General features: G+C 68.6%; 17 protein-coding genes. 5 read left to right on the top strand and 12 right to left on the bottom strand.

Features of this window, described 5'->3' with window-relative positions:
* Positions 1–153: 153 nt before the first annotated feature.
* The 4 genes from ACZ5PO_RS04075 to ACZ5PO_RS04060 all read left to right on the top strand — a co-directional run bounded on the left by ACZ5PO_RS04075 (position 154) and on the right by ACZ5PO_RS04060 (position 3,980).
* Positions 154–951 carry an AAA family ATPase gene (locus tag ACZ5PO_RS04075; protein WP_464190524.1) on the top strand — a complete coding sequence of 266 codons (798 nt, stop codon included), beginning with the start codon at positions 154–156 and terminating at the stop codon, positions 949–951.
* A gap of 11 nt (positions 952–962) precedes the next feature.
* Complete coding sequence (locus tag ACZ5PO_RS04070; RefSeq protein WP_464190522.1) at positions 963–3,260, top strand: nitric oxide reductase activation protein NorD; 2,298 nt, start codon at positions 963–965, stop codon at positions 3,258–3,260.
* Between the two features lie 124 nt (positions 3,261–3,384).
* Positions 3,385–3,669: a type II toxin-antitoxin system RelE/ParE family toxin gene (locus ACZ5PO_RS04065; protein WP_464190520.1), complete on the top strand. Its 285-nt coding sequence runs from the start codon at positions 3,385–3,387 to the stop codon at positions 3,667–3,669.
* 17 nt (positions 3,670–3,686) lie between these two features.
* Positions 3,687–3,980: a HigA family addiction module antitoxin gene (locus ACZ5PO_RS04060; RefSeq protein ID WP_464190518.1), complete on the top strand. Its 294-nt coding sequence runs from the start codon at positions 3,687–3,689 to the stop codon at positions 3,978–3,980.
* Between the two features lie 69 nt (positions 3,981–4,049).
* Here ACZ5PO_RS04060 and ACZ5PO_RS04055 read toward each other — a convergent pair whose 3' ends face one another.
* From ACZ5PO_RS04055 to ACZ5PO_RS04005, 11 genes are all read right to left on the bottom strand, one after another.
* A complete protein-coding gene (locus ACZ5PO_RS04055; protein ID WP_464190516.1) occupies positions 4,050–4,874 on the bottom strand; it encodes an urease accessory protein UreD in 825 nt (274 codons plus the stop codon).
* Between the two features lie 41 nt (positions 4,875–4,915).
* Positions 4,916–5,578, bottom strand: coding sequence for an urease accessory protein UreG (ureG, locus tag ACZ5PO_RS04050; RefSeq protein WP_464196660.1), 663 nt, complete (start codon positions 5,576–5,578; stop codon positions 4,916–4,918).
* Positions 5,578–7,287, bottom strand: a complete 1,710-nt coding sequence (gene ureC / locus ACZ5PO_RS04045; RefSeq protein WP_464190514.1) for an urease subunit alpha — start codon at positions 7,285–7,287, stop codon at positions 5,578–5,580. Before ureC ends, ureG begins: the two co-directional genes overlap by 1 nt.
* A 141-nt stretch (positions 7,288–7,428) precedes the next feature.
* Positions 7,429–8,124: an urease subunit beta gene (locus ACZ5PO_RS04040; protein WP_464190512.1), complete on the bottom strand. Its 696-nt coding sequence runs from the start codon at positions 8,122–8,124 to the stop codon at positions 7,429–7,431.
* Positions 8,125–8,135: 11 nt separating this feature from the next.
* On the bottom strand, positions 8,136–8,837 hold the full coding sequence (locus ACZ5PO_RS04035) for an urease accessory protein UreF (RefSeq protein ID WP_464190510.1): 702 nt from the start codon (positions 8,835–8,837) through the stop codon (positions 8,136–8,138).
* Entirely contained in the window at positions 8,834–9,349 is a 516-nt protein-coding gene (gene ureE / locus ACZ5PO_RS04030; protein ID WP_464190508.1) for an urease accessory protein UreE, read from the bottom strand. Before ureE ends, ACZ5PO_RS04035 begins: the two co-directional genes overlap by 4 nt.
* Positions 9,346–10,365 (bottom strand): alpha/beta fold hydrolase, encoded by a 1,020-nt coding sequence (locus ACZ5PO_RS04025; protein ID WP_464190506.1) that lies wholly within the window; start codon positions 10,363–10,365, stop codon positions 9,346–9,348. Before ACZ5PO_RS04025 ends, ureE begins: the two co-directional genes overlap by 4 nt.
* A 99-nt stretch (positions 10,366–10,464) precedes the next feature.
* Complete coding sequence (locus tag ACZ5PO_RS04020; protein ID WP_464190504.1) at positions 10,465–11,778, bottom strand: purine-cytosine permease family protein; 1,314 nt, start codon at positions 11,776–11,778, stop codon at positions 10,465–10,467.
* Between the two features lie 261 nt (positions 11,779–12,039).
* A complete protein-coding gene (locus tag ACZ5PO_RS04015; RefSeq protein WP_464190502.1) occupies positions 12,040–13,080 on the bottom strand; it encodes an aliphatic amidase in 1,041 nt (346 codons plus the stop codon).
* A gap of 569 nt (positions 13,081–13,649) precedes the next feature.
* The gene (locus ACZ5PO_RS04010; protein WP_464190500.1) at positions 13,650–14,258 is read right to left on the bottom strand and encodes an ANTAR domain-containing response regulator; all 609 of its coding nucleotides are present in this window, start codon (positions 14,256–14,258) and stop codon (positions 13,650–13,652) included.
* 4 nt (positions 14,259–14,262) lie between these two features.
* Positions 14,263–15,435: a transporter substrate-binding domain-containing protein gene (locus tag ACZ5PO_RS04005; protein ID WP_464190498.1), complete on the bottom strand. Its 1,173-nt coding sequence runs from the start codon at positions 15,433–15,435 to the stop codon at positions 14,263–14,265.
* A 231-nt stretch (positions 15,436–15,666) separates the two neighbouring features.
* Between ACZ5PO_RS04005 and ACZ5PO_RS04000 the strand changes: the two genes are divergently transcribed.
* On the top strand, positions 15,667–16,188 hold the full coding sequence (locus ACZ5PO_RS04000; protein ID WP_464190496.1) for a PaaI family thioesterase: 522 nt from the start codon (positions 15,667–15,669) through the stop codon (positions 16,186–16,188).
* A 114-nt stretch (positions 16,189–16,302) separates the two neighbouring features.
* Here ACZ5PO_RS04000 and ACZ5PO_RS03995 read toward each other — a convergent pair whose 3' ends face one another.
* Positions 16,303–17,910, bottom strand: coding sequence for a long-chain fatty acid--CoA ligase (locus tag ACZ5PO_RS03995; protein ID WP_464190494.1), 1,608 nt, complete (start codon positions 17,908–17,910; stop codon positions 16,303–16,305).
* Positions 17,911–18,062 lie beyond the last annotated feature (152 nt).

The following is an 18,062-nucleotide window of genomic DNA, read 5'->3' as shown; positions in this document are numbered from 1 at the left end:
GCCGGACCCCTGGTTCGGATGGGGTTTTTTTGTGCCCGCCGCATCGCTTTCGCGGCGCGTCCGCCGGCCCAGCGCATCGGGAGGAGACCCAACCCGTTCGACGAGCCCGGGGCGCGGCGAGGTCCGTGCCTGCCGAGCGCCTGGAGTTTGCGCATGAGCCTCGACCAGTTCCGCATCCGAGCCGAGCCGTTCTACGCGCCGCTTGCCAATGAGATCGTGCGCTTCGAGGCGGCCTACCACGAGCGGGTGCCGTTGATGCTCAAGGGGCCTACGGGCTGCGGCAAGACGCGCTTCGTCGAGCACATGGCCTACCGGCTCGGCCGGCCGCTGATCACCATCGCCTGCCATGAGGACATGACCGCGGCCGACCTCGTCGGGCGCTACCTGCTCGACGGCGAGGGCACCCACTGGAAGGACGGGCCGCTGACCGAGGCGGTGCGCGGCGGCGCCATCTGCTACCTCGACGAGATCGTCGAGGCGCGCCAGGACACCACCGTGGTCATCCATCCGCTCACCGACGAGCGGCGCGTGCTGCCGCTGGAGAAGAAGAACGAGCTCGTCGAGGCGCACCCGGAGTTCTTCCTCGTCATCTCCTACAACCCCGGCTACCAGAGCGCGGTCAAGGACCTGAAGGAATCGACCAAGCAGCGCTTCGCGGCGATCGATTTCACCTACGCCGAGCCGGACCGCGAAGCGTCCATCGTCGCCGAGGAGGCGGGCATCGACCGGGCCCTGGCCGCCAAGCTGGTCAAGATCGCCACCACCTCGCGCAACCTGAGCGGCCGCGGCCTCGACGAAGGCGCCTCCACCCGCACGCTGATCCGCGCCGGCCGGCTGATCGTGCGCGGGATTCCCATGGCGGAGGCCTGCGACATGGCCATCGTCGTGCCCCTCACCGACGACCGTGATCTGCGCGGCGCGCTGCGCTCCGCCGTCTCCGCCTGCCTCTGATGGACGCCCCCGTGGCCGTCGTCCGCCTGTCCGAGCGCTCCGCCGCCGCACCCGCGGTGGCCCGCTTCGAGCGCGCCGTGATGGACCGGCCGGCGTTGGCGGCGGGCTTCACCGCCGCCCGCCGCCGTGCCAGCCGGCACATGGGCCACGCGGCGCTCGAGGCCTGGATCGCGCAAGCGGAGGCGCTCTATGCCGCGAACGCCGGCCCGCGTGTGTTGACCGCATTGTGGGAGCTGGAGGCGCGCCTCGTCCCCGGGGCCGATGCCGGCCCGCTGCTCGCCATCGGCAGCGCCGTGCATGAGATCTGCCGCCACGCCTCGTCGGCGGATGCGGTCGCTGCCCTCACGGCTGCGGCAGCGCGAACGCGGCACGGCAGCGACGGACGGGAAGCGGCCGAGATCCTGGCCGTGCTCGCCGACGCGGCGCACCGCGCACCCGATATCGTGGCGGCCGTCGCCGCCCTCGTGCCGCGCCGGCTCACGGCGCTCGATGCGGGCGCCATCGCCGGTTGGATCGACGATGGCATCAGCCTTCATGCCCACGACCGGCGCCGCCGAGCTGCCTATTTCACTCTACGCGATCCGCTGGCCCTGAGCCGGCTCGCTATCCACGAGGGCGCCTCGCGCTTCGCCACCCACGAGCCGCGCCTCAAGCACCTGACGCGGGCGCTCTGGGGCTTCGACCTCAAGGCGCGGACGGTCGCCGACGGTGGGCTCGTCCGCACGCGGCTGGCCGGCAGCCTGCTGCTGCTGCCGGACCCGGTGCCGCAGGTGCCGGCCGACTGCGCCGACGCCTTCTTCGAGGCCATGGCGATGCACGGCGCCGCGCACCGGCGTTTCACCACCGAGCGCTTTCCCGTCGGCCGGCTCAAGCCGATGCAGATCGCGCTCACCGGGCTGATCGAGGATGCGCGCGTCGAGCTGCTGGCCGGTGCGACCTATCCGGGGCTGCTGACCTTGTGGCGGTCGTTCCATACCATCCCGGCGTCGCGCGCGCAGACCGTGGAGTCGCTGTTCGCCCGCCTGTCGCGCGCGCTCGTCGACCCGGATTTCGAGGACGCCGACGGCTGGATCGAGAAGGGCCGCGGCCTGTTCGCCGCGGCCTTCGCCGCCGCGCCCGAGCGGCAGGCGATGTCGCGCGAGATCGCCAACGTCCTGGGCCATGATCTCGGCCAGCTGCGCATTCCCTTCATCGCCCGGAGCTATGTCGTCGAGCCCGCCTACCGGGATGACGGGCTCGGCCTGTTCGATGCGGCCGATGCCGATCCGGACAACAGCGAGGCGCTGGAGCTGCTGATCGATGGCGCCCGCGTCGAGCAGCAGGAGCAGGAGGTTGCGGGCGGCGAGCCGCCGCCGGACGAGGAGCACGAGCGCGCACGGCCGAGCGCCGTCGCGGCGCCCGAGGACGAGGGGCGCGTGCTCGCCACCTATCCGGAATGGCACCACCGGCTGCACGCCGAGCAACCGGAGCACGCGACCGTGCGTGACTATGCGCCCCCGTCGGTGCGCCGCGACTGGCTCGATACGGCGCTGGCCGAGCATGCCGGCCTGCGCGCCCGCATCGGCGCCCTGGTCGGCGGCGCCAAGCTCGATCGGCCGGTGCGGCTCAAGCGCCGCCTGGAGGGCGAGGAGATCGACATCGAGGCAGCGCAGGACGTCATGATCGCGCGGCGCACCGGCGAGACGCCGGATCCGCGCATCCACACGTTGAAGCGTCGCGAGCGGCGATCGGTGGCGGTGACGCTGCTGATCGACGCCTCCGCCTCCACCGGCGATGCGGCCGGGGGCGACGGTGGCACCGTGCTGGAGACCGCCTGCGTCGCCGCCGCCCTGCTGGGCGAGGCGCTGGCCGGCCTCGGCGATCCGCTCGAGGTCCTGTCCTTCTCGTCCAACGGCCGCAGCGACGTGCGCGCGACGACGCTCAAGAGCTTCGACGAGGGCGGGGAGGCCCTGGCCGCGCGCCTCGCGGCGCTGAGTCCCGGCTATTCGACCCGGCTCGGCCCGATGGTCCGCCATGCCGCCAGCGGGCTCGCGGCGCAGACCATGTTCCGCAAGGTGCTGATCGTGGTCAGCGACGGCGAGCCGTCCGATGTGGACGTCGATGATCCCGACTATCTGCGCGAGGACGCCAAGCACGCGGTGGCGGCGGCCCGCGCGGCCGGCCTCGACGTCTTCTGCGTGGGGCTGGGGCCCGGCGCCGAGGCTGCCGCCCGGGCGGTCTTCGGCCGCCGCAACACGCTCGCCGTGCGCCGCATCGCCGACCTGCCCCAGCGCTTGGCGGCGCTCTACTTCAGGCTGACGGTGAGCTGAGGCAAGACTTTCCTTTCAGCTGCTGCGTGGCGCCGCTTTGAGCGATTCTCGGGCCAAAGCGGTCTGTCGTTCGCCTGATCATGACGATTGACGTAACTCATCATTTTTGTCAGGCTGCAAGAAGATGATTCTGAGCTATCGCGACAAGCGGACCGCGCAGTTCGCACAGGGCGCGCTCGTCAAAGCGCTTCAGGGCTTTGAGGATCAGGCCGCTCGGCGGCTCTCGATCCTGAACGCGGCGCTCTCGCTTGATACGCTGCGCGCCCTGCCGAGCAACCGGCTGGAGGCGCTCAAGGGCGACCGCGCGGGGCAGTACTCCATTCGCATCAATCAGCAATGGCGTATCTGCTTTGAATGGCCGCCGGGTGCGATGGGGCCAGAGAATGTCGAGATCGTGGACTACCACTGAAGGGAAAGGAGAGAATCATGTTTATGAGGGCTGTACATCCCGGCGAAGTATTGAAGGAGGAACTGGGGGAGCTGGGCGTCAGCGCGGCAGAGTTCTCTCGGCAGATCAACGTGCCGCCCAACCGCATCAGCCAGATCATCGCCGGCAAGCGCGCCGTGACGGGTGATACGGCTCTGCGCTTCGGCCACTGGTTCGGCACCGATCCCCAGTTCTGGCTGAACCTGCAAAGCGCCTATGAAATCCGCATTGCCGAGGAGAAGGCGGGGCGGGAGATCGCCCGTCTGCCGGTGCGGGTCGGTGCGCCTGTGTGACATCTGCTGGACATCGGCCGGGATAGGCCATTCGTGCGGATAACCCGGCTTCATATCCAACACTTTCGCCTACTTGCGTCGGGGCGCCGGCTCGACGCCGAAGCGGGCGGCGAAGGCGGCGGCGAACACCGCTCCCATGGCCGCCTGGAAGGATGAGCCGTCCTTGGCCAGCACGCGGATGCCGAGGCCGCAGCCGGCCGGCAGCGCCGTGACGCCGGCCAGGACGCCGCAGCGGGCCAGGCGCTCGCCGATGGCCGCGGGCGGCAGCGCCGCGCCGAGCCCCAGCAGCAGGGCGCTGCCCGCCACACGGTAGCCGCGCAGGGGCCCGTCGGCCGCGGCAAGGTCGGCGCCCGCCACCCGCTGCCGATCGACGAAGACCGGATGTCCCGCCAGCCTGACCTCGGTGACCGAGCGGAACGCGTGCGGGGCGGCGCCCTGGGCCTGCGGGTCGTGCAGCAGGAAGCCGTCCGTCAGCACGGCGACGGCGCCGGGCGCCAGGTCGAGGCCGAGCTCGGTGTCGGCGGCCGAGCCGGGGAACAGGATCAGCGGATCGGGCCCGTAGGCGAGAAAGCCGTCGGCGCCGACGGCGAGGCGGACCCGCATGCGGGCCGCCCGGCCGGCGTGGCCGAGCACCATGGTCGAGGCCTGCGTGGTCAGGTGCAGCGCGCCCGCGGCGCCCACTTCGACCGCGGCGCTCAGGTCCTCGTCGGCGTAGAGCCCCCCGGACGACGACTGCATGTAGAGCGTCGCCACCTCCGGCCGCAGCGGATCGAGCCGGAACGGCCGCGTCAGGTGGAAGGGGTAGGTGACGTACTGGGCGGCCAGCACGGTGCGGTCGCCGCGCCGTTCGGCGCGGATGTCGAGCTCGGGCCGCTTGCGCGTGACCGGCCCCACGGCGCTTCGCGAGCGGGTGGCGGCTGAATAGGCCGGCGCGTTCACCGCTCGACCAGGACGGCCCGTGCGATGGCCTCCGCCACCGCGTCGATGTGGAAGCCGCTGCGGCAGTTGGTTCCGATGATCGGCCGGCCGTCGCGCACGGCCTCGGCTTCCGCCAGCATCAGCTCCAGGTCGACGCCCACGTGCGGCGCCAGGTCGATCTTGTTGATGACCAGCAGGTCGCACTGGAGCACGCCCGGGCCGCGCTTGCGCGGGATGTCGCCGCCGCCAGCGACATCGATGACGAAGATCCACCAGTCGACGAGGTCGAGCGAAAAGGTGGAGGCGAGGTTGTCGCCGCCGGACTCGATGATGACCAGCTCGACGTCGGGGAAGCGCTGGTCGATCTCGTCGGCGGCGAGCAGGTTGAGCGTCGGGTCCTCGCGGATCACCGTGTGGGGGCAGGCGCCTGCTTCGACCGCCATGACGCGTTCCGGATCGATCACGCCGCTGCGGCGCAGGCGTTCCGCGTCCTCGGCGGTGACGAGGTCGTTGGTGATGACGGCGACCGAGATGCCGCGCGCCATGAGCACCGGCAGCAGCCGCTCGATCAGGGCGGTCTTGCCGGAGCCGACGGGGCCGCCGATGCCGATGCGGGCGGCGCCGTGCAGCGCCATGCGGGGCTGGCCGTCGAGGGTGGGGGAGAACAGGCGGTCGAGCATCATCGCAGCATGTAGCGCTGGGCGAGCGGCAGGCGGGTTGCCGGCTCGCAGGTGGCAAGGACACCGTCGACGAACACGTCGAAGGTGGCGGGGTTGACCTCGATATTCGGCACGGCGGCGTTGTGCAGCATGTCGGCCTTGGTCAGCGTTCGCGTGCCCACGGCCGGCAGTAACGCCTTGGCGAGGCCGAGCTCCGCCGCCAGCCCGCCGTCGATGGCGAGCGGATGCACGAAACAGGCCGACAGCGCCTTGGCCGCGCCGGCGAAGGCGCCCCACTGCGGGCGCAACGCCAGCGGTTCGCAGGTCATCAGCGACGCCGCGCTGTCGCCCATGGCGCCCCAGGCGATGAAGCCGCCCTTGATCACCAGCTCGGGCTTGGAGCCGAAATAGGCCGGTCGCCAGATCACAATGTCGGCGAGCTTGCCGTCCTCCAGCGAGCCGATGTGGGCGTCGACGCCGAAGGTCTTCGCGGCGTTGATGGTGTATTTGGCGACGTAGCGCTTGATGCGCTCGTTGTCGCCGAAGGTGGTCTCCTCCGGCAGCCGGCCGCGCTGGTCCTTCATCTTCGAGGCAAGCTGCCAGGTGCGGGTGATGACCTCGTTGATGCGGCCCATGCCCTGGCTGTCGGAGCCCAGCATGGAGATGGCACCGATGTCGTGCAGGATGTCCTCCGCCGCGATCGTCTGCGGCCGGATGCGGCTTTCGGCGAAGGCGACGTCCTCGGGGATGGCCGGGTTGAGGTGATGGCACACCATCGTCATGTCGAGGTGCTCGTCGAAGGTGTTGACCGTGTAGGGATTGGTCGGATTGGTCGACGAGGGCAGGCAATGGGCGATGCCGGCGACGCGGATGATGTCCGGCGCGTGGCCGCCGCCGGCACCTTCCGTGTGGTACATGTGGATGGTGCGCCCGGCGATGGCGGCGAGGGTGTCTTCCAGGAAGCCCGACTCGTTCAGCGTGTCGGTGTGGATCTGGACCTGGAAATCGAGCTCGTCGGCCACCTTCAGGCAGGCGTCGATGGCCGCCGGCATCGAGCCCCAGTCCTCGTGCAGCTTGAGCCCCAGGCAGCCGGTGCGCATCTGCTCCACCAGCGAGGCGGGCTTGTGCGAGTTGCCGCGGCCGAGGAAGCCGAAGTTGATCGGCCAAGCCTCCGAGGCCTGCAGCATCTTGCCGGTGTTGAACGGGCCGCCGCTGTCAATGCCCACCGTGATGGGGCCGAGCGAGCCGCCGATCATGGTGGTGATGCCGGCCGATATGGCGTGCTCGCAGAGCTGGGCGCTGTCGAAATGCACGTGCACGTCGATGGCGCCGGCGGTGGCGATCAGGCCCTCGCAGTCCCGCACGGTGGTCGCGGCGGAGACCAGCAGGCGCGGGTCGACGCCGTCCATGATGGCCGGGTTGCCGGCCTTGCCGAAGCCGACGATGCGGCCGTCGCGGATGCCGAGATCGCCCTTGGCGATGCCGAGCACCGGGTCGATCACTAGCACGTTGCAGAGCAGCAGGTCGAGCGCGCCCTCGGCGCTGGTCAGGCCGGCGACCATGGCGATGCCGTCGCGCAGCGTCTTGCCGCCGCCGTGCAGGCACTCGTCGCCGTAGACCGCGTGGTCCTGTTCCACCACGGCGATGAGGGAGGTGTCGCCCAGGCGCACGCCGTCGCCGGTGGTGGGGCCGTACATGGCGGCGTAATCGCGGCGGCTGATGCGGGTCATGCGGTCTCCGGATGCAGAGCATTTCGCCATTGGATGGACCCATCCAATGGCGAAATGCTCATAACCTTTTGAATCTGGAGCGCTTCTTTTGCGATTGGGTGAGCCCATCCAATCGCGAAGCGCTCTTGCGCGGCGCCATCGTCACGCGCCCTTGAAGCCGGCGGCGCGGGCTCGGGCGAGCGCCGTCTGGCGCGCCGCGTCGCCGCCCGTCGTCCCTTCGGTCAGGCCGTTGAGGCCGCTCACCTCCTGGCGGCCGCCGAAGGCCACCAGCTTGACCTCCTTGGACTGGCCGGGCTCGAAGCGCACGGCGGTGCCGGCGGGGATGTCGAGGCGCATGCCGAAGGCGACGGCGCGATCGAAGTCCAGCGCCTTGTTGGCCTCGAAGAAATGGAAGTGGCTGCCGATCTGCACCGGCCGGTCGCCGGTGTTGACGACGGTGGCCACGGCCCGGCGCCGGCCGACGTTGAGCTCGATCTCCCCGTCGGCCGGGATGATCTCGCCGGGCGCCGGACCGGTGTCGGCCGCCTCGCGCCCGGGTCGGATCGGCTCGTGCACGGTGACGAGCTTGGTGCCGTCGGGAAAGGTCGCCTCCACCTGCAGCATGTGCAGCATCGCGGCGACGCCGGGCATGACGTCGTCGGTGGTGAGGATGGCGGCGCCGAACGACATCATCTCGGCCACCGAGCGGCCGTCACGGGCGCCTTCCAGGATCTCGTCGCAGATGAGGGCGGTGGCTTCCGGGGCGTTGAGCTTAAGGCCGCGGGCGCGCCGCTTGCGGGCGAGCTCGGCAGCGGTGAAGATCGTCAGCCGTTCGTATTCGGTGGGCGTCAGCAGCATGAGCTGTCCCGTCAGCTGGAGAAAAGTCGCAGCGGCAGCTCCGCCTGCCGCATGGCGGCGATGTCCACGAAGGGCGTGAAGCCCGAGATCTCGGCGTCGGCCGCGACCGGCATGGCGCAGGCTGCTGCGACCTCGGCCAGGAGTGGCCCGGTCAGCGCCTGGGCGCTGAGCGCGCCGGCGAGCCCCAGACGCACGGCGGCCGCCAGGCTGCCGGCGACGAGGCCGTAGCCGGAGAGGGTCACCGCCGTCTCCTCGTCGATCCCGCTGGCGCGCCAGACGAAGCCTTGCACGCACGCGAGCGTGCCGGGCGCCTCGCCGGCCGCGACCGCTGCGGCGTAGGTATCGGCGCCGGGCGTGCCCAGCCGCCGGTGCGTGGCAAGCAGCGCCCGGCCGTTACGCACGGCGCCGTCCCGCAGCGTGGTGCAGAAGGTCGATCGGTCGAGGTCCCGGTCGATGTCGGCCACGGCGTCGATATCCGCGCCGGCCCGGTGCGCCAGCGCCACGGCGACGCGGTCGGCGCTCGCCCAGCGGTAGCGAATCTGCTCGCGGATGAAGGCGGTGATCCCGGTCTCGCCGGGCTTGCCGCCGGTCAGCGCTGCCAGTCCCTCCAGCCCCTGAGAAAAGGCAAAGCTGCCGCTGGGAAAGGCCGAGTCGCCGTGGCGCAGCGCGGTCAGCAGGGCGAGGGTGGGATCGATGGCCCCGTCTCCTCTCATGCAGCAGCCTGGGCCTTCGGCGTGACCACGGCGACACGGCCGCGCTCGATCAGCTCCGAAATGCGCGCCAGGTAGCTGTCCGGCGGCTCTTCGAGCGCCACCTCCAGGTCGCCGCCGACGAAGCGCACGCGCCAGTGCAGGTTGCCGGCGGCATAGCCGAGCGCCAGCGCGTCGGCCGCCGTGGCCGGCTTGAGCCGCAGCCAGTTCTCCTGCGCCACGCGCACGACGATCGCTCGCCGGTCCTCCATCAGCAGCACGGCGCCGTCGTACAGGCATTCCGTGCGCGGCAGCGCGATCATGCATTCGGTGCCGTGATCGGTGACGGCGCGCAGGCGCCGCCGCGCCATGTCGCGCGTCTCCAGCCGGACGACTTCCACATGCCCGTGATGCTGGATGTCGTGCAGCCAGCGCGACAGCATCGGGTCGACGCGCGAGCCGATGATGGTCGTCACCGTGATCGCCGGGGGCGCGGCGCCGACGTCGTGGGGATGGTGAAACCGGTGCTCCATCATGACGCCAAGAGCTCCTTGAGCTTGCGGTCGAGGAAGCGGACGTCCTCGGGATTGGTGCCGGGCCCGCCGGAGAAGTGGCCCCAGATCGACGGGATCGGGATCAGCTCGGCGTTCGGCATGCCCGCCACCTCGTTGGCGCTGTCCTCCGGCGGGAAGTAGAGGTCGGTCTGGCCCGGCATGACGTAGGTCTTGGCCTTGATCGCCGCCAGCGCCGCCTTGAAGTCGCCCTTGTAGAGCGGGTTGTCGCTGATATCGCCGTGCTGCCAGGTCCACAGCATGGTGAGCAGGTTGTTGGCATCCTTGGGCAGGAAGAAGCCCTCCCAGAAGCCGACGAGGAAGTCCTCCAGGGAGGAGAAGCCCAGCGTCTCGAGGTCCAGCTCCTCGCGGTAGAAGGCCTGCGAGAAACCCCAGCCGGCGTAGACGCGGGCGGCCGCCCGCAAGCCCTTCGCCGGCTTCTCGGTGTACCAGCCGTCGAGGAACGCCGCGTCCGCGGTCAGCGCCGCCTTGACGCCTTCCAGGAAGACGAAGTTATGGCGCGAGCACTTGGCCGAGCCGCAGAACGGCGCCAGCAGGTCCATCATGTCCGGGTACATGGCGCCCCAGTGGAAGGTCTGCAGCGCGCCCATCGACCAGCCGACGACGAGGCGGATGTGGGAGATGCCGAACAGCTCCGTCACCAGCCTGTGCTGGGCGCGGACGTTGTCGTAGGCCGTCACGTCGGGAAAGCGGCTGGCGTTGTAGGGCTCCGGCATGTTGCTGGGCGACGAGGACAGGCCGTTGCCGAGCATGTTGGGTATGATGATGAAGTATTTGGCGGGATCGAGCGCCATGCCCTCGCCGATCAGCCACTCGTTGTCGTAGTGCTGGCCGGAATACCAGGTCGGGTAGACGATGACGTTGTCCTTGGCAGCGTTGAGCTCGCCGAAGGTCTTGTAGGCGAGCTGGGCGCCCCTGAGAGTGGCGCCGCGCTGGAGCACGAAGTCGCCCAGTTCGAAAATCGCGTAGTCAACCGCCATGATCCACTCCGTGGCATGCCGGCCCTAGGCCGGCTCGATGTCGTGCAGAGCCGGCCCAGCCCCCGTTCGGAGCTGCGCCGGGCTGGTTGAAACGCGACGTCAGGCCGGCTGCGGCTTGAGCGCCATGGCGTACGACAGGGCCCAGTAGGCGATGCCCGCGATGATCCCGGACGAGAGCGCCGTCGACAGCTGCGGCACGTAGAACTCGACGACGAAGGCCGCCAGCGAGCCGATGGCCCAGGCGCCGAAGGCGGTGGGGCGCCAATCGCTCGCTGTGTCGGACTGCGGCCTGATCACGTAGCGGTCGAGCAGCATGATGACGCCGATCGGCGGCACGAGAATGCCGAGCAGCGACAGCCACTGGATGAAGAACGCCCAGATGTTGCCGGCGGCGACGGCGATGCCGATGGCGCCCAGCACCACCGCCATGACGCGCATGTGGGTGCCGAGGATTCGGGACCAGCCGGTGGCCGCATTGTAGAGGCAGTGCGAGCAGACCGAGCCCAGGTTGATGTAGAGGAACAGGAAGGCGAGCACGCTGAGCCAGCCGATGTGCAGCGAGTTCATGTAGCCGAACATGTTGTCGGCCCCGAACGGATTGGCGTTCGGCACGGCGAGTGCCGCGGTCATGATGCCGCCGACCAGCATGGCCACCAGGTTGGCCACCGGGAAGGCCGAGAACGTGGCGATGAACGAGTGCGTGCCGTTCTTGGCCCAGCGGTTGAAGTCGGCCGTCACGGTGCCTGCATCGATGAACAGCGCGATCACGACGGTCAGGCCGACGCCCATCGACATGGTGGCGACGCCGTTGTTACCGGCGTAGCTCATGATCGCGCCCCAGCTCGAGGTCGAGGCGGCGTGCGCAGCGACGAAGACGCCGAGGATGACGAACAGCGGCACCGAGACGAGGCCGATGTAGTGCAGGCCCTTCACGCCGACGAAGGTGATGGCGATGTAGAGCAGCCCCGCCACGATCGTCATGGCCACATAGTTGAGGCCGTAGGTGCCGCTGATCAGCGCGCCGGTGATGCCGGTCTGCACCGCATACCAGCCGAGCAGCAGGGTCGACAGCAGCCCGGAGGCCAGCATGTAGCCCTTCTGGCCGAACACCTTGTTGGCGATGAGCGCGAAGTTGGAGCCCGAGCGCACGCCGAGATGGCCGAGCGCGGCCACGTAGGCCAGCATGATCAGATTGCCGATGATCATCGCCACCAGGGCGCGGGAGAAGCCCATGCCGAGCACCAGCAGCGATCCGGTCATGGCACCGGTGATGATCATCGGGAAGCCGGCCCAGACCAGGATCATCGAGAACAGCCCGTGGCGGGCGGCGGCCGGTACCGGCGTGTGCTCGTATTCATCGCCTAGGACGTGGTCGATCTCGTCCGTGGTGGTGTGCGCCGTTGCTTGGCTCATCTAAAACCCCTTGAGTTTGTCTTGTTGTCGCTGAAACTCCTGCACACTCTTTCACGATGCACCGCTGGCGCCGGGCGGCTATTCAAGCCGGCCGATGCGCGGCGACCGGCCACCTGTCCTGGGTGCGGCCCCCTCCGTCATGGCCGGGCTCGCCCCGGCCATCCATCGATTGGAGAGAACTCCGGCCCGACAGGGCCGGCTGAATGGCGCGCGTCCGAATGGGATGGCCGGGGCAAGCCCGGCCATGACGCGGCGGGACACCTACCGGTGCCCGCCCGCCACCTTGAGCGGAATGCCTTCGATCGGGTTGTCCTCGACACCCGGGGCCTGGCGCGTCAGCGCCTCGACCATGTCGCGCGTGCCCTCCGGGTCGCTCGCCCACTTCTTGTAAAACTCGAAGGGCAGGGCGCAGGTGCCGCGCGGGTCCTCGCCGGAGTTGATCATGCCGGTGTAGCCGCGGTGCAGCAGCTTGTAGAGATGGTTCTGAGCCTGCCCCTTGGCGCGCGCCTCGCGGATCAGCGGGACTGACAGCTGAGCGTACTGGATGCCCATCTCCTCGGTGCCGCATTCGCCCAGCGTGCGGCCGTCGAAGCCGACGATGGCGGAATGGCCGAAGTAGGTGTAGACGCCGTCGAAGCCGGCGGCGTTGGCCACGGCGACGTAGACGTTGTTGGCCCAGGCCATGGCCTTGGCCATGACGATCTGCTGTTCCTTAGCCGGATACATGTAGCCCTGGCAGCGCACGACGAGCTCGGCGCCGCGCATGGCGCAGTCGCGCCAGATTTCCGGATAGTTGCCGTCGTCGCAGATGATCAGGCTGATCTTGAGGCCCTTGGGGCCTTCGGACACGTAGGTGCAGTCGCCGGGATACCAGCCCTCGATCGGCACCCACGGCATGATCTTGCGATACTTCTGGACGATCTCGCCCTTGTCGTTCATCAGGATCAGGGTGTTGTAGGGCGCCTTGTTGGGATGCTCCTCGTGGCGCTCGCCGGTGAGCGAGAAGACGCCCCAGCACTTGGCGGTGCGGCAGGCCTCGGCGAAGATCTCCGTCTCCTCGCCGGGGATCTGCGATGCCGTCTCGTACATCTCGGCCGCGTCGTACATGATCCCGTGCGTCGAATACTCCGGAAAGATGACGAGGTCCATGCCGGGCAGGCCGCGCTTCATGCCGATCATCATGTCGGCGATCTTCCTGGCATTGGCGAGCACTTCGGCGCGGGTATGCAGGCGCGGCATCTTGTAGTTGACGACGGCGACGCCGACGGAATCTTTGCTGGACGAGATGTCACCGTGTTGCATGCCAGTTCTTCCTCTTTCGGTCGTCCGGGCGGACCGGCGCTGGGATCGGTCCGGCCACGGCGGCCACAGGTCATCGTTACGTCGGCGCGAGCGTCGGCGTCCGGATGGGGCGGATGTTGCGCATTCACGCCCGCGGCGTGACGGCTGCGCGTGTCGGCGTGACGTCGTCGGCTGGAGCATTTCGCCATCGGATGGACCCATCCAATGGCAGAGACATGCTCATAACCTTTGAATCTGGAGCGCTTCTCTTGCGATTGGGTGGTTCCACCCAATCGCGAAGCGCTCTAGAACATGTCCCGACTGGATGAGATCATCCGATCGGCGAGACCTGCTCCAACTCTTTGGATCCGGATCGCTTCTCTTGCGATCGGATGAGTTTTCCGATCGCGAAACGCTCCAGAGCCGACGACGGCATAGATGAGTCGAACCGACGTCCCTGTCGGGAGCTGAAAACAAAAAAGCCCAAGCGCTCCCACGGGAGGACTTGGGCTTCCTAGCCGGTTCGGACGGACAGCACTGTCTCGCCCGAGGAGCCGCAATGCGGCCGGTTCATCACGAACCTGCAAAATTCAATCATCGTTTCTGATCGAATGCAAGAGCTCATTGGCGTTGATGATGGAGGTGGCGATCTCGTCCATGGAGACGCGCTTGGCCATCGCCTGCTTGCGGATCGTCTGGTAGGCGGCCTCCTCGCCGACGCCCTGCAACGCCATCAGGATCGACTTCGCCTTCTGGATCCGCTGCATGCTCGACAGCTTGCGTTCGAGCTTTATCAGCCGCTTCTGCTGCTCGATGCGGTCGAGCCAGAGGCCGCGGGCGAGCAGCAGGTTGGTGAGCACGCCGAACGGCCGGATCGGGCGCTCCATGGCCGCCAGCGCGCCGATCTCGAAGAGGAGCTCCAGGGTGCTCGGGTTCTCGTAGTCGACGATGGCGACGGTCGTCGGCGGGATGCCGTCGATGTTCTTGACCAGCCGCGATAGTTCAGTGCGGTATTCGTGGTCGACCGACAGGAACAGGACGTCCGTCGTCGCCGGGATCGACTTCGGGATCGGCCATTGCGCCTCGGCCCGGCAGCCGATGCGCTTGATGTGATCGATCAGGATCTGCCCGTCCGTATTGGCCGGGTGGATGACCAGGACCGAGAGCCCCTTGAGGCTCTTGAGCGGCGGCATGCCCATCGGGTCAGGTCGCCTTGGCCGTGAGCCGGCCCCCGGCCGACCAATCGTCCATGGCGCCGGAGACGAAATAGGGGTCCGGCTTCATGCGCACGTTGGGGTTCCAGACGATCTGGAACCGCTTGGCGCCGTCGAGCTTGGCGACCCGGGGCCACAGGTAGGTATGGTGGTTCTCGGCGTCGAGGGCGACGGCACCCTGCGGCGCGTCGAAGCCGACGTTGCGCATGGCGCTGACGATGTCGCGGCGGTCGAGGCTGCCGGCCAGCGCCAGCGCCGAGGCGACGAGGTGCACCTGGAAATAGGCGGCTTCGGCTGCGGCGGTGACCGGGATGTCGGGCCCGAAGCGCTCGCGGTAGGCGCTCAGGAACGCCAGATTGGCCGGCGTCTGCAGCGACTCGAAATAGGGTGCCGCGGTCAGATGCCCTTCGGCCGCTTCGGCCGACATCTCCGCCACCTCGGCCTCGCTCGTCGTCAGGCTGGCGATCGGGTTGACCAGGGCATCGAAGCCCGCCCGTCGGTAAGCCTCGTAGAACATCGCGGTTCCCGACCCGACGATGGTCGAGAACACCGCGTCCGGCCTGAGCTTCTCGATCTGCCGCAGGGTGCGGGCGAAATCCTGCGGCGTCGGCGACAGCGGCACATAAAGCTCGTCCAGCACCTTGCCGCGCGCCTCGATGATCAGATCGGAAAAGATGCGGTTTGATTCGTAAGGGAAGATATAGTTCGAGCCGACCAGCAGCACGCGATTGCCGTGATTCTCCAGAATGTATTTCGCCAGCGGCAGCGAGTTCTGGTTGGGCACTGCGCCGGTGTAGATACAGTTGGGCGAGTACTCGAAGCCCTCATACAGCGTCGGGTAGACCAGCAGCGCGTCGCGCGCTTCGACCAGCGGCAGCACCGCCTTACGGGCGCTCGACATGTAGCAGCCGAAGATGATGCGGACGCCATCGTCCTTGAGCAGTTGCTCCGCGAACTGGCGGAACAGCTTCGGGTTGGACTGCGGGTCGTACGCCACCGGCTCGATGCTGCGGCCGCCGATGCCGCCGTGGCGGTTGAGCTCGTCGATGGCGAGCAGCGTCGCCAGGAGCTGCGTACGCTCGACCGCGCTGGTGACGCCCGTCGACGAGAACAGAACGCCGACCTTCAGGGGTTCGTTCGGCCAACCGGGCGCTGCTGCCATCGCGGATCCCACTCAAAAAAGAAAAGCTCTCGCCGCGCCTGCGGTCGAGAGCTTCCTGCTCGTGCGCCGGGCAGCGCCCTTGCTGCACTGGCAAGACGCCAGGATAAGCCAAATTCCACGCCGGGCAAGGCGGTGTTTTGCCGGATGGCAAGTTGGCGTCGACCGGTTGCGTCCGTCATCGTCAGATGAGATATAAAGTGTATATACACTATCAATCCGAGGAGACCATCGTTGAACGCCGTCCCGCCCAACCCATCGCCATCCCGCTCTCGCGTCGTCACCTGGACTGACCCCGCGGCCGCCCGCGCGGCGACGGCCGGGCTGTCGGGGCTCGAGATCATGCAGGGCGTCCGCGACGGCCGCTTTCCGCCGCCGCCGATGGCGGCGCTGATCGGCTTCGACTGCACGCTCGTCGAGGAAGGCCGGATCGTCATGGAGCTGGAACCGCGCGAGGATCTGGAGAACCTTGCCGGCATGCTGCACGGCGGCGCTGCCGCCACGGTGCTGGATACCGCCATGGGCGCTGCCGTGCATACGCTGCTGCCCGGCGGCTGGATCTCCGTGACGCTCGACATCAAGCTCACCTATCTCAGGCCGATCACGCTGCGCTCCGGGCGCGTGCGGGCCACCGGCCGCGTGCTCAACCGCGGTCGGCAGACCGCCTATGTCGAGGGTGAGGTGCGCGATGGCCGCGAGGCGCTGTGCGCGCACGCCGTCGCCAATTTCTCGCTGATCGCGGCGGAGCGGGGGTGACGGGGCAGCCAACGGCAGCGCTCCTCGTCGCGCTGCACGGAGATCTCGATTCTTTGAGTGTGAGATGGATGGCCGGGTCAAGCCCGGCCATCCATCGACTTGAGAACGAAGCGGCTAGCTCGGAAAGACCTCGCGCAGCTTGAGCTTCCAGAACTTGCCGGTCGAGGTGCGCGGGATGGCGTCGAGCACCTCGTAGCGGTCCGGCAGCTGCCATTTGGCGAAGGCGCCGAGCAGGTGCTCGTTCAACGCCTCGGGCGCGACCCGCTGGCCGGGCTTGAAGACGATGCAGGCGAGAGGTCGCTCGTTCCACTTCGCGTGCGGGATGGCGATGACGGCGGCCTCCGCCACCGCCGGATGGGCCATCAGGCTGTTCTCCATGTCCACCGAGCTGATCCACTCGCCGCCGCTCTTGATCAGGTCCTTGGTGCGGTCGGTGATGCGCATGTAGCCGTGCGGGTCGATGGTGGCGACGTCGCCGGTGCGCAGCCAGCCGTCCGCCGTGTGCTTGTCCGGGTCGGCCGGCAGGTCATGGTAGCTGCCGGTGATGTAGGGGCCGCGGACCTGCAATTCGCCGGGCGTCTTGCCGTCCCACGGGATTTCCTCGCCGTCCTCGCCGACCAGGCGCAGGCTGACCATGGGTACCGGCACGCCGGCGGTGGCGCGGCGGCGGAACTTGTCGTCGTCGCCGGCGTCGGCGAGCTCGGGCTTGATGTAGCTCATCGTGCAGAGCGGCGAGGTCTCTGTCATGCCCCAGCCCTGGCACAGGGCGACGCCGTGGGCGGCGAAGGCGCGGATCAGGCTTTCGGGGGCAGCCGAGCCGCCGACGACGCTGCGCATGCCGCGCGGCAGCGACCAGCGCCCCGGATTGGCCTCGATGGCCTGGATGAGGGACAGCCAGATCGTCGGCACGCCGAGCGACAGGGTCGGCGGCACGGCCTTGATCAGGTCGAGCAGGTCCTCCGGGTGAAGGTGCGGGCCCGGCATGACCAGGCTCGCGCCGGTCATCACGGCGCCGTAGGGCATGCCCCAGCAATTGGCATGGAACATGGGCGTGACGGCGAGCACCACATCGCTGCCGCTCAGCGCCCAATAGTCGGGCATGGAGGCGGTGAGCGAATGCAGCACCGTCGAGCGGTGCGAGTAGGCGACGCCCTTCGGGCGGCCGGTGGTGCCCGAGGTGTAGCAGAGGCCGATCGGGTCGGTCTCGTCGTGCGCCGCCGGCACGAACGGCTTGCCCAGGTGCGGGGCGATCAGGGCCTCGTAGTCGGCGAGGTCGGCCGGGACGGGCTCGCCGCCGAAGGGAAAGACGATGACGGTCTCGAAGCTGTAGTGCTCGGCCACCTGCCGGTAGAGCGGCAGCAGGATGTCGTCGACGATGAGCACGCGATCCTTGGCGTGGTCGGCGATCCAGGCGATCTCCTCGCCGGAGAGGCGCAGGTTCAGCGTGTGCATCACCGCGCCGGCCAGCGGAATGCCGAAGTAGCACTCCAGGTGCACGTGGTGGTTCCAGCACAGCGTCGCCACGCGGTCGCCCTTGGCGATGCCGAGTTCCTTGAGGGCGTGGGCGAGCCCTCGGGTGCGCGCCGCCACCTCCGTGTAGGAGTGGCGCTTCAGGCTCTTGTCCGGCAGCCGGGAGACCACCTCCGATTGGCCGAACAGCTTGTCCATGCGTGCGAAGATCGTGTTCAGCGACAGCTGATCCGCCATCATCGTCGACTTCATCTTCCCCTCCAGCGCTCTTCTTCCTTGTGCCGCGGCTGCGACCGTGCGCGCCCATAGCCGATCGCGCGCATATTCCGCAATCGGCCCGCGCAGGTCAAAGCATCGTCATGATGTAGCGCGGCCGCGCGCGGCGCAGCTATCAGCCACGGGCA

This window comes from Chelatococcus sp. KU-N122 (genome assembly GCF_055391085.1).
Note: the sequence above shows the minus strand (reverse complement) of the source record. Positions and strands in the feature narration are given on the sequence as shown.

Coding starts and splice junctions, on each gene's coding strand:
- ACZ5PO_RS04075 (WP_464190524.1), top strand. CDS start 154: ATGAGCCTCGACCAGTTCCGCATCCGAGCCGAGCCGTTCTACGCGCCG.
- ureE (WP_464190508.1), bottom strand. CDS start 9,349: ATGATGGAGCACCGGTTTCACCATCCCCACGACGTCGGCGCCGCGCCC.
- ACZ5PO_RS04025 (WP_464190506.1), bottom strand. CDS start 10,365: ATGGCGGTTGACTACGCGATTTTCGAACTGGGCGACTTCGTGCTCCAG.
- ACZ5PO_RS03995 (WP_464190494.1), bottom strand. CDS start 17,910: ATGAAGTCGACGATGATGGCGGATCAGCTGTCGCTGAACACGATCTTC.
- ACZ5PO_RS04065 (WP_464190520.1), top strand. CDS start 3,385: ATGATTCTGAGCTATCGCGACAAGCGGACCGCGCAGTTCGCACAGGGC.
- ACZ5PO_RS04020 (WP_464190504.1), bottom strand. CDS start 11,778: ATGAGCCAAGCAACGGCGCACACCACCACGGACGAGATCGACCACGTC.
- ureG (WP_464196660.1), bottom strand. CDS start 5,578: ATGCTCGACCGCCTGTTCTCCCCCACCCTCGACGGCCAGCCCCGCATG.
- ACZ5PO_RS04005 (WP_464190498.1), bottom strand. CDS start 15,435: ATGGCAGCAGCGCCCGGTTGGCCGAACGAACCCCTGAAGGTCGGCGTT.
- ACZ5PO_RS04015 (WP_464190502.1), bottom strand. CDS start 13,080: ATGCAACACGGTGACATCTCGTCCAGCAAAGATTCCGTCGGCGTCGCC.
- ACZ5PO_RS04035 (WP_464190510.1), bottom strand. CDS start 8,837: ATGAGAGGAGACGGGGCCATCGATCCCACCCTCGCCCTGCTGACCGCG.
- ureC (WP_464190514.1), bottom strand. CDS start 7,287: ATGACCCGCATCAGCCGCCGCGATTACGCCGCCATGTACGGCCCCACC.
- ACZ5PO_RS04010 (WP_464190500.1), bottom strand. CDS start 14,258: ATGGGCATGCCGCCGCTCAAGAGCCTCAAGGGGCTCTCGGTCCTGGTC.
- ACZ5PO_RS04060 (WP_464190518.1), top strand. CDS start 3,687: ATGTTTATGAGGGCTGTACATCCCGGCGAAGTATTGAAGGAGGAACTG.
- ACZ5PO_RS04040 (WP_464190512.1), bottom strand. CDS start 8,124: ATGCTGCTGACGCCCACCGAATACGAACGGCTGACGATCTTCACCGCT.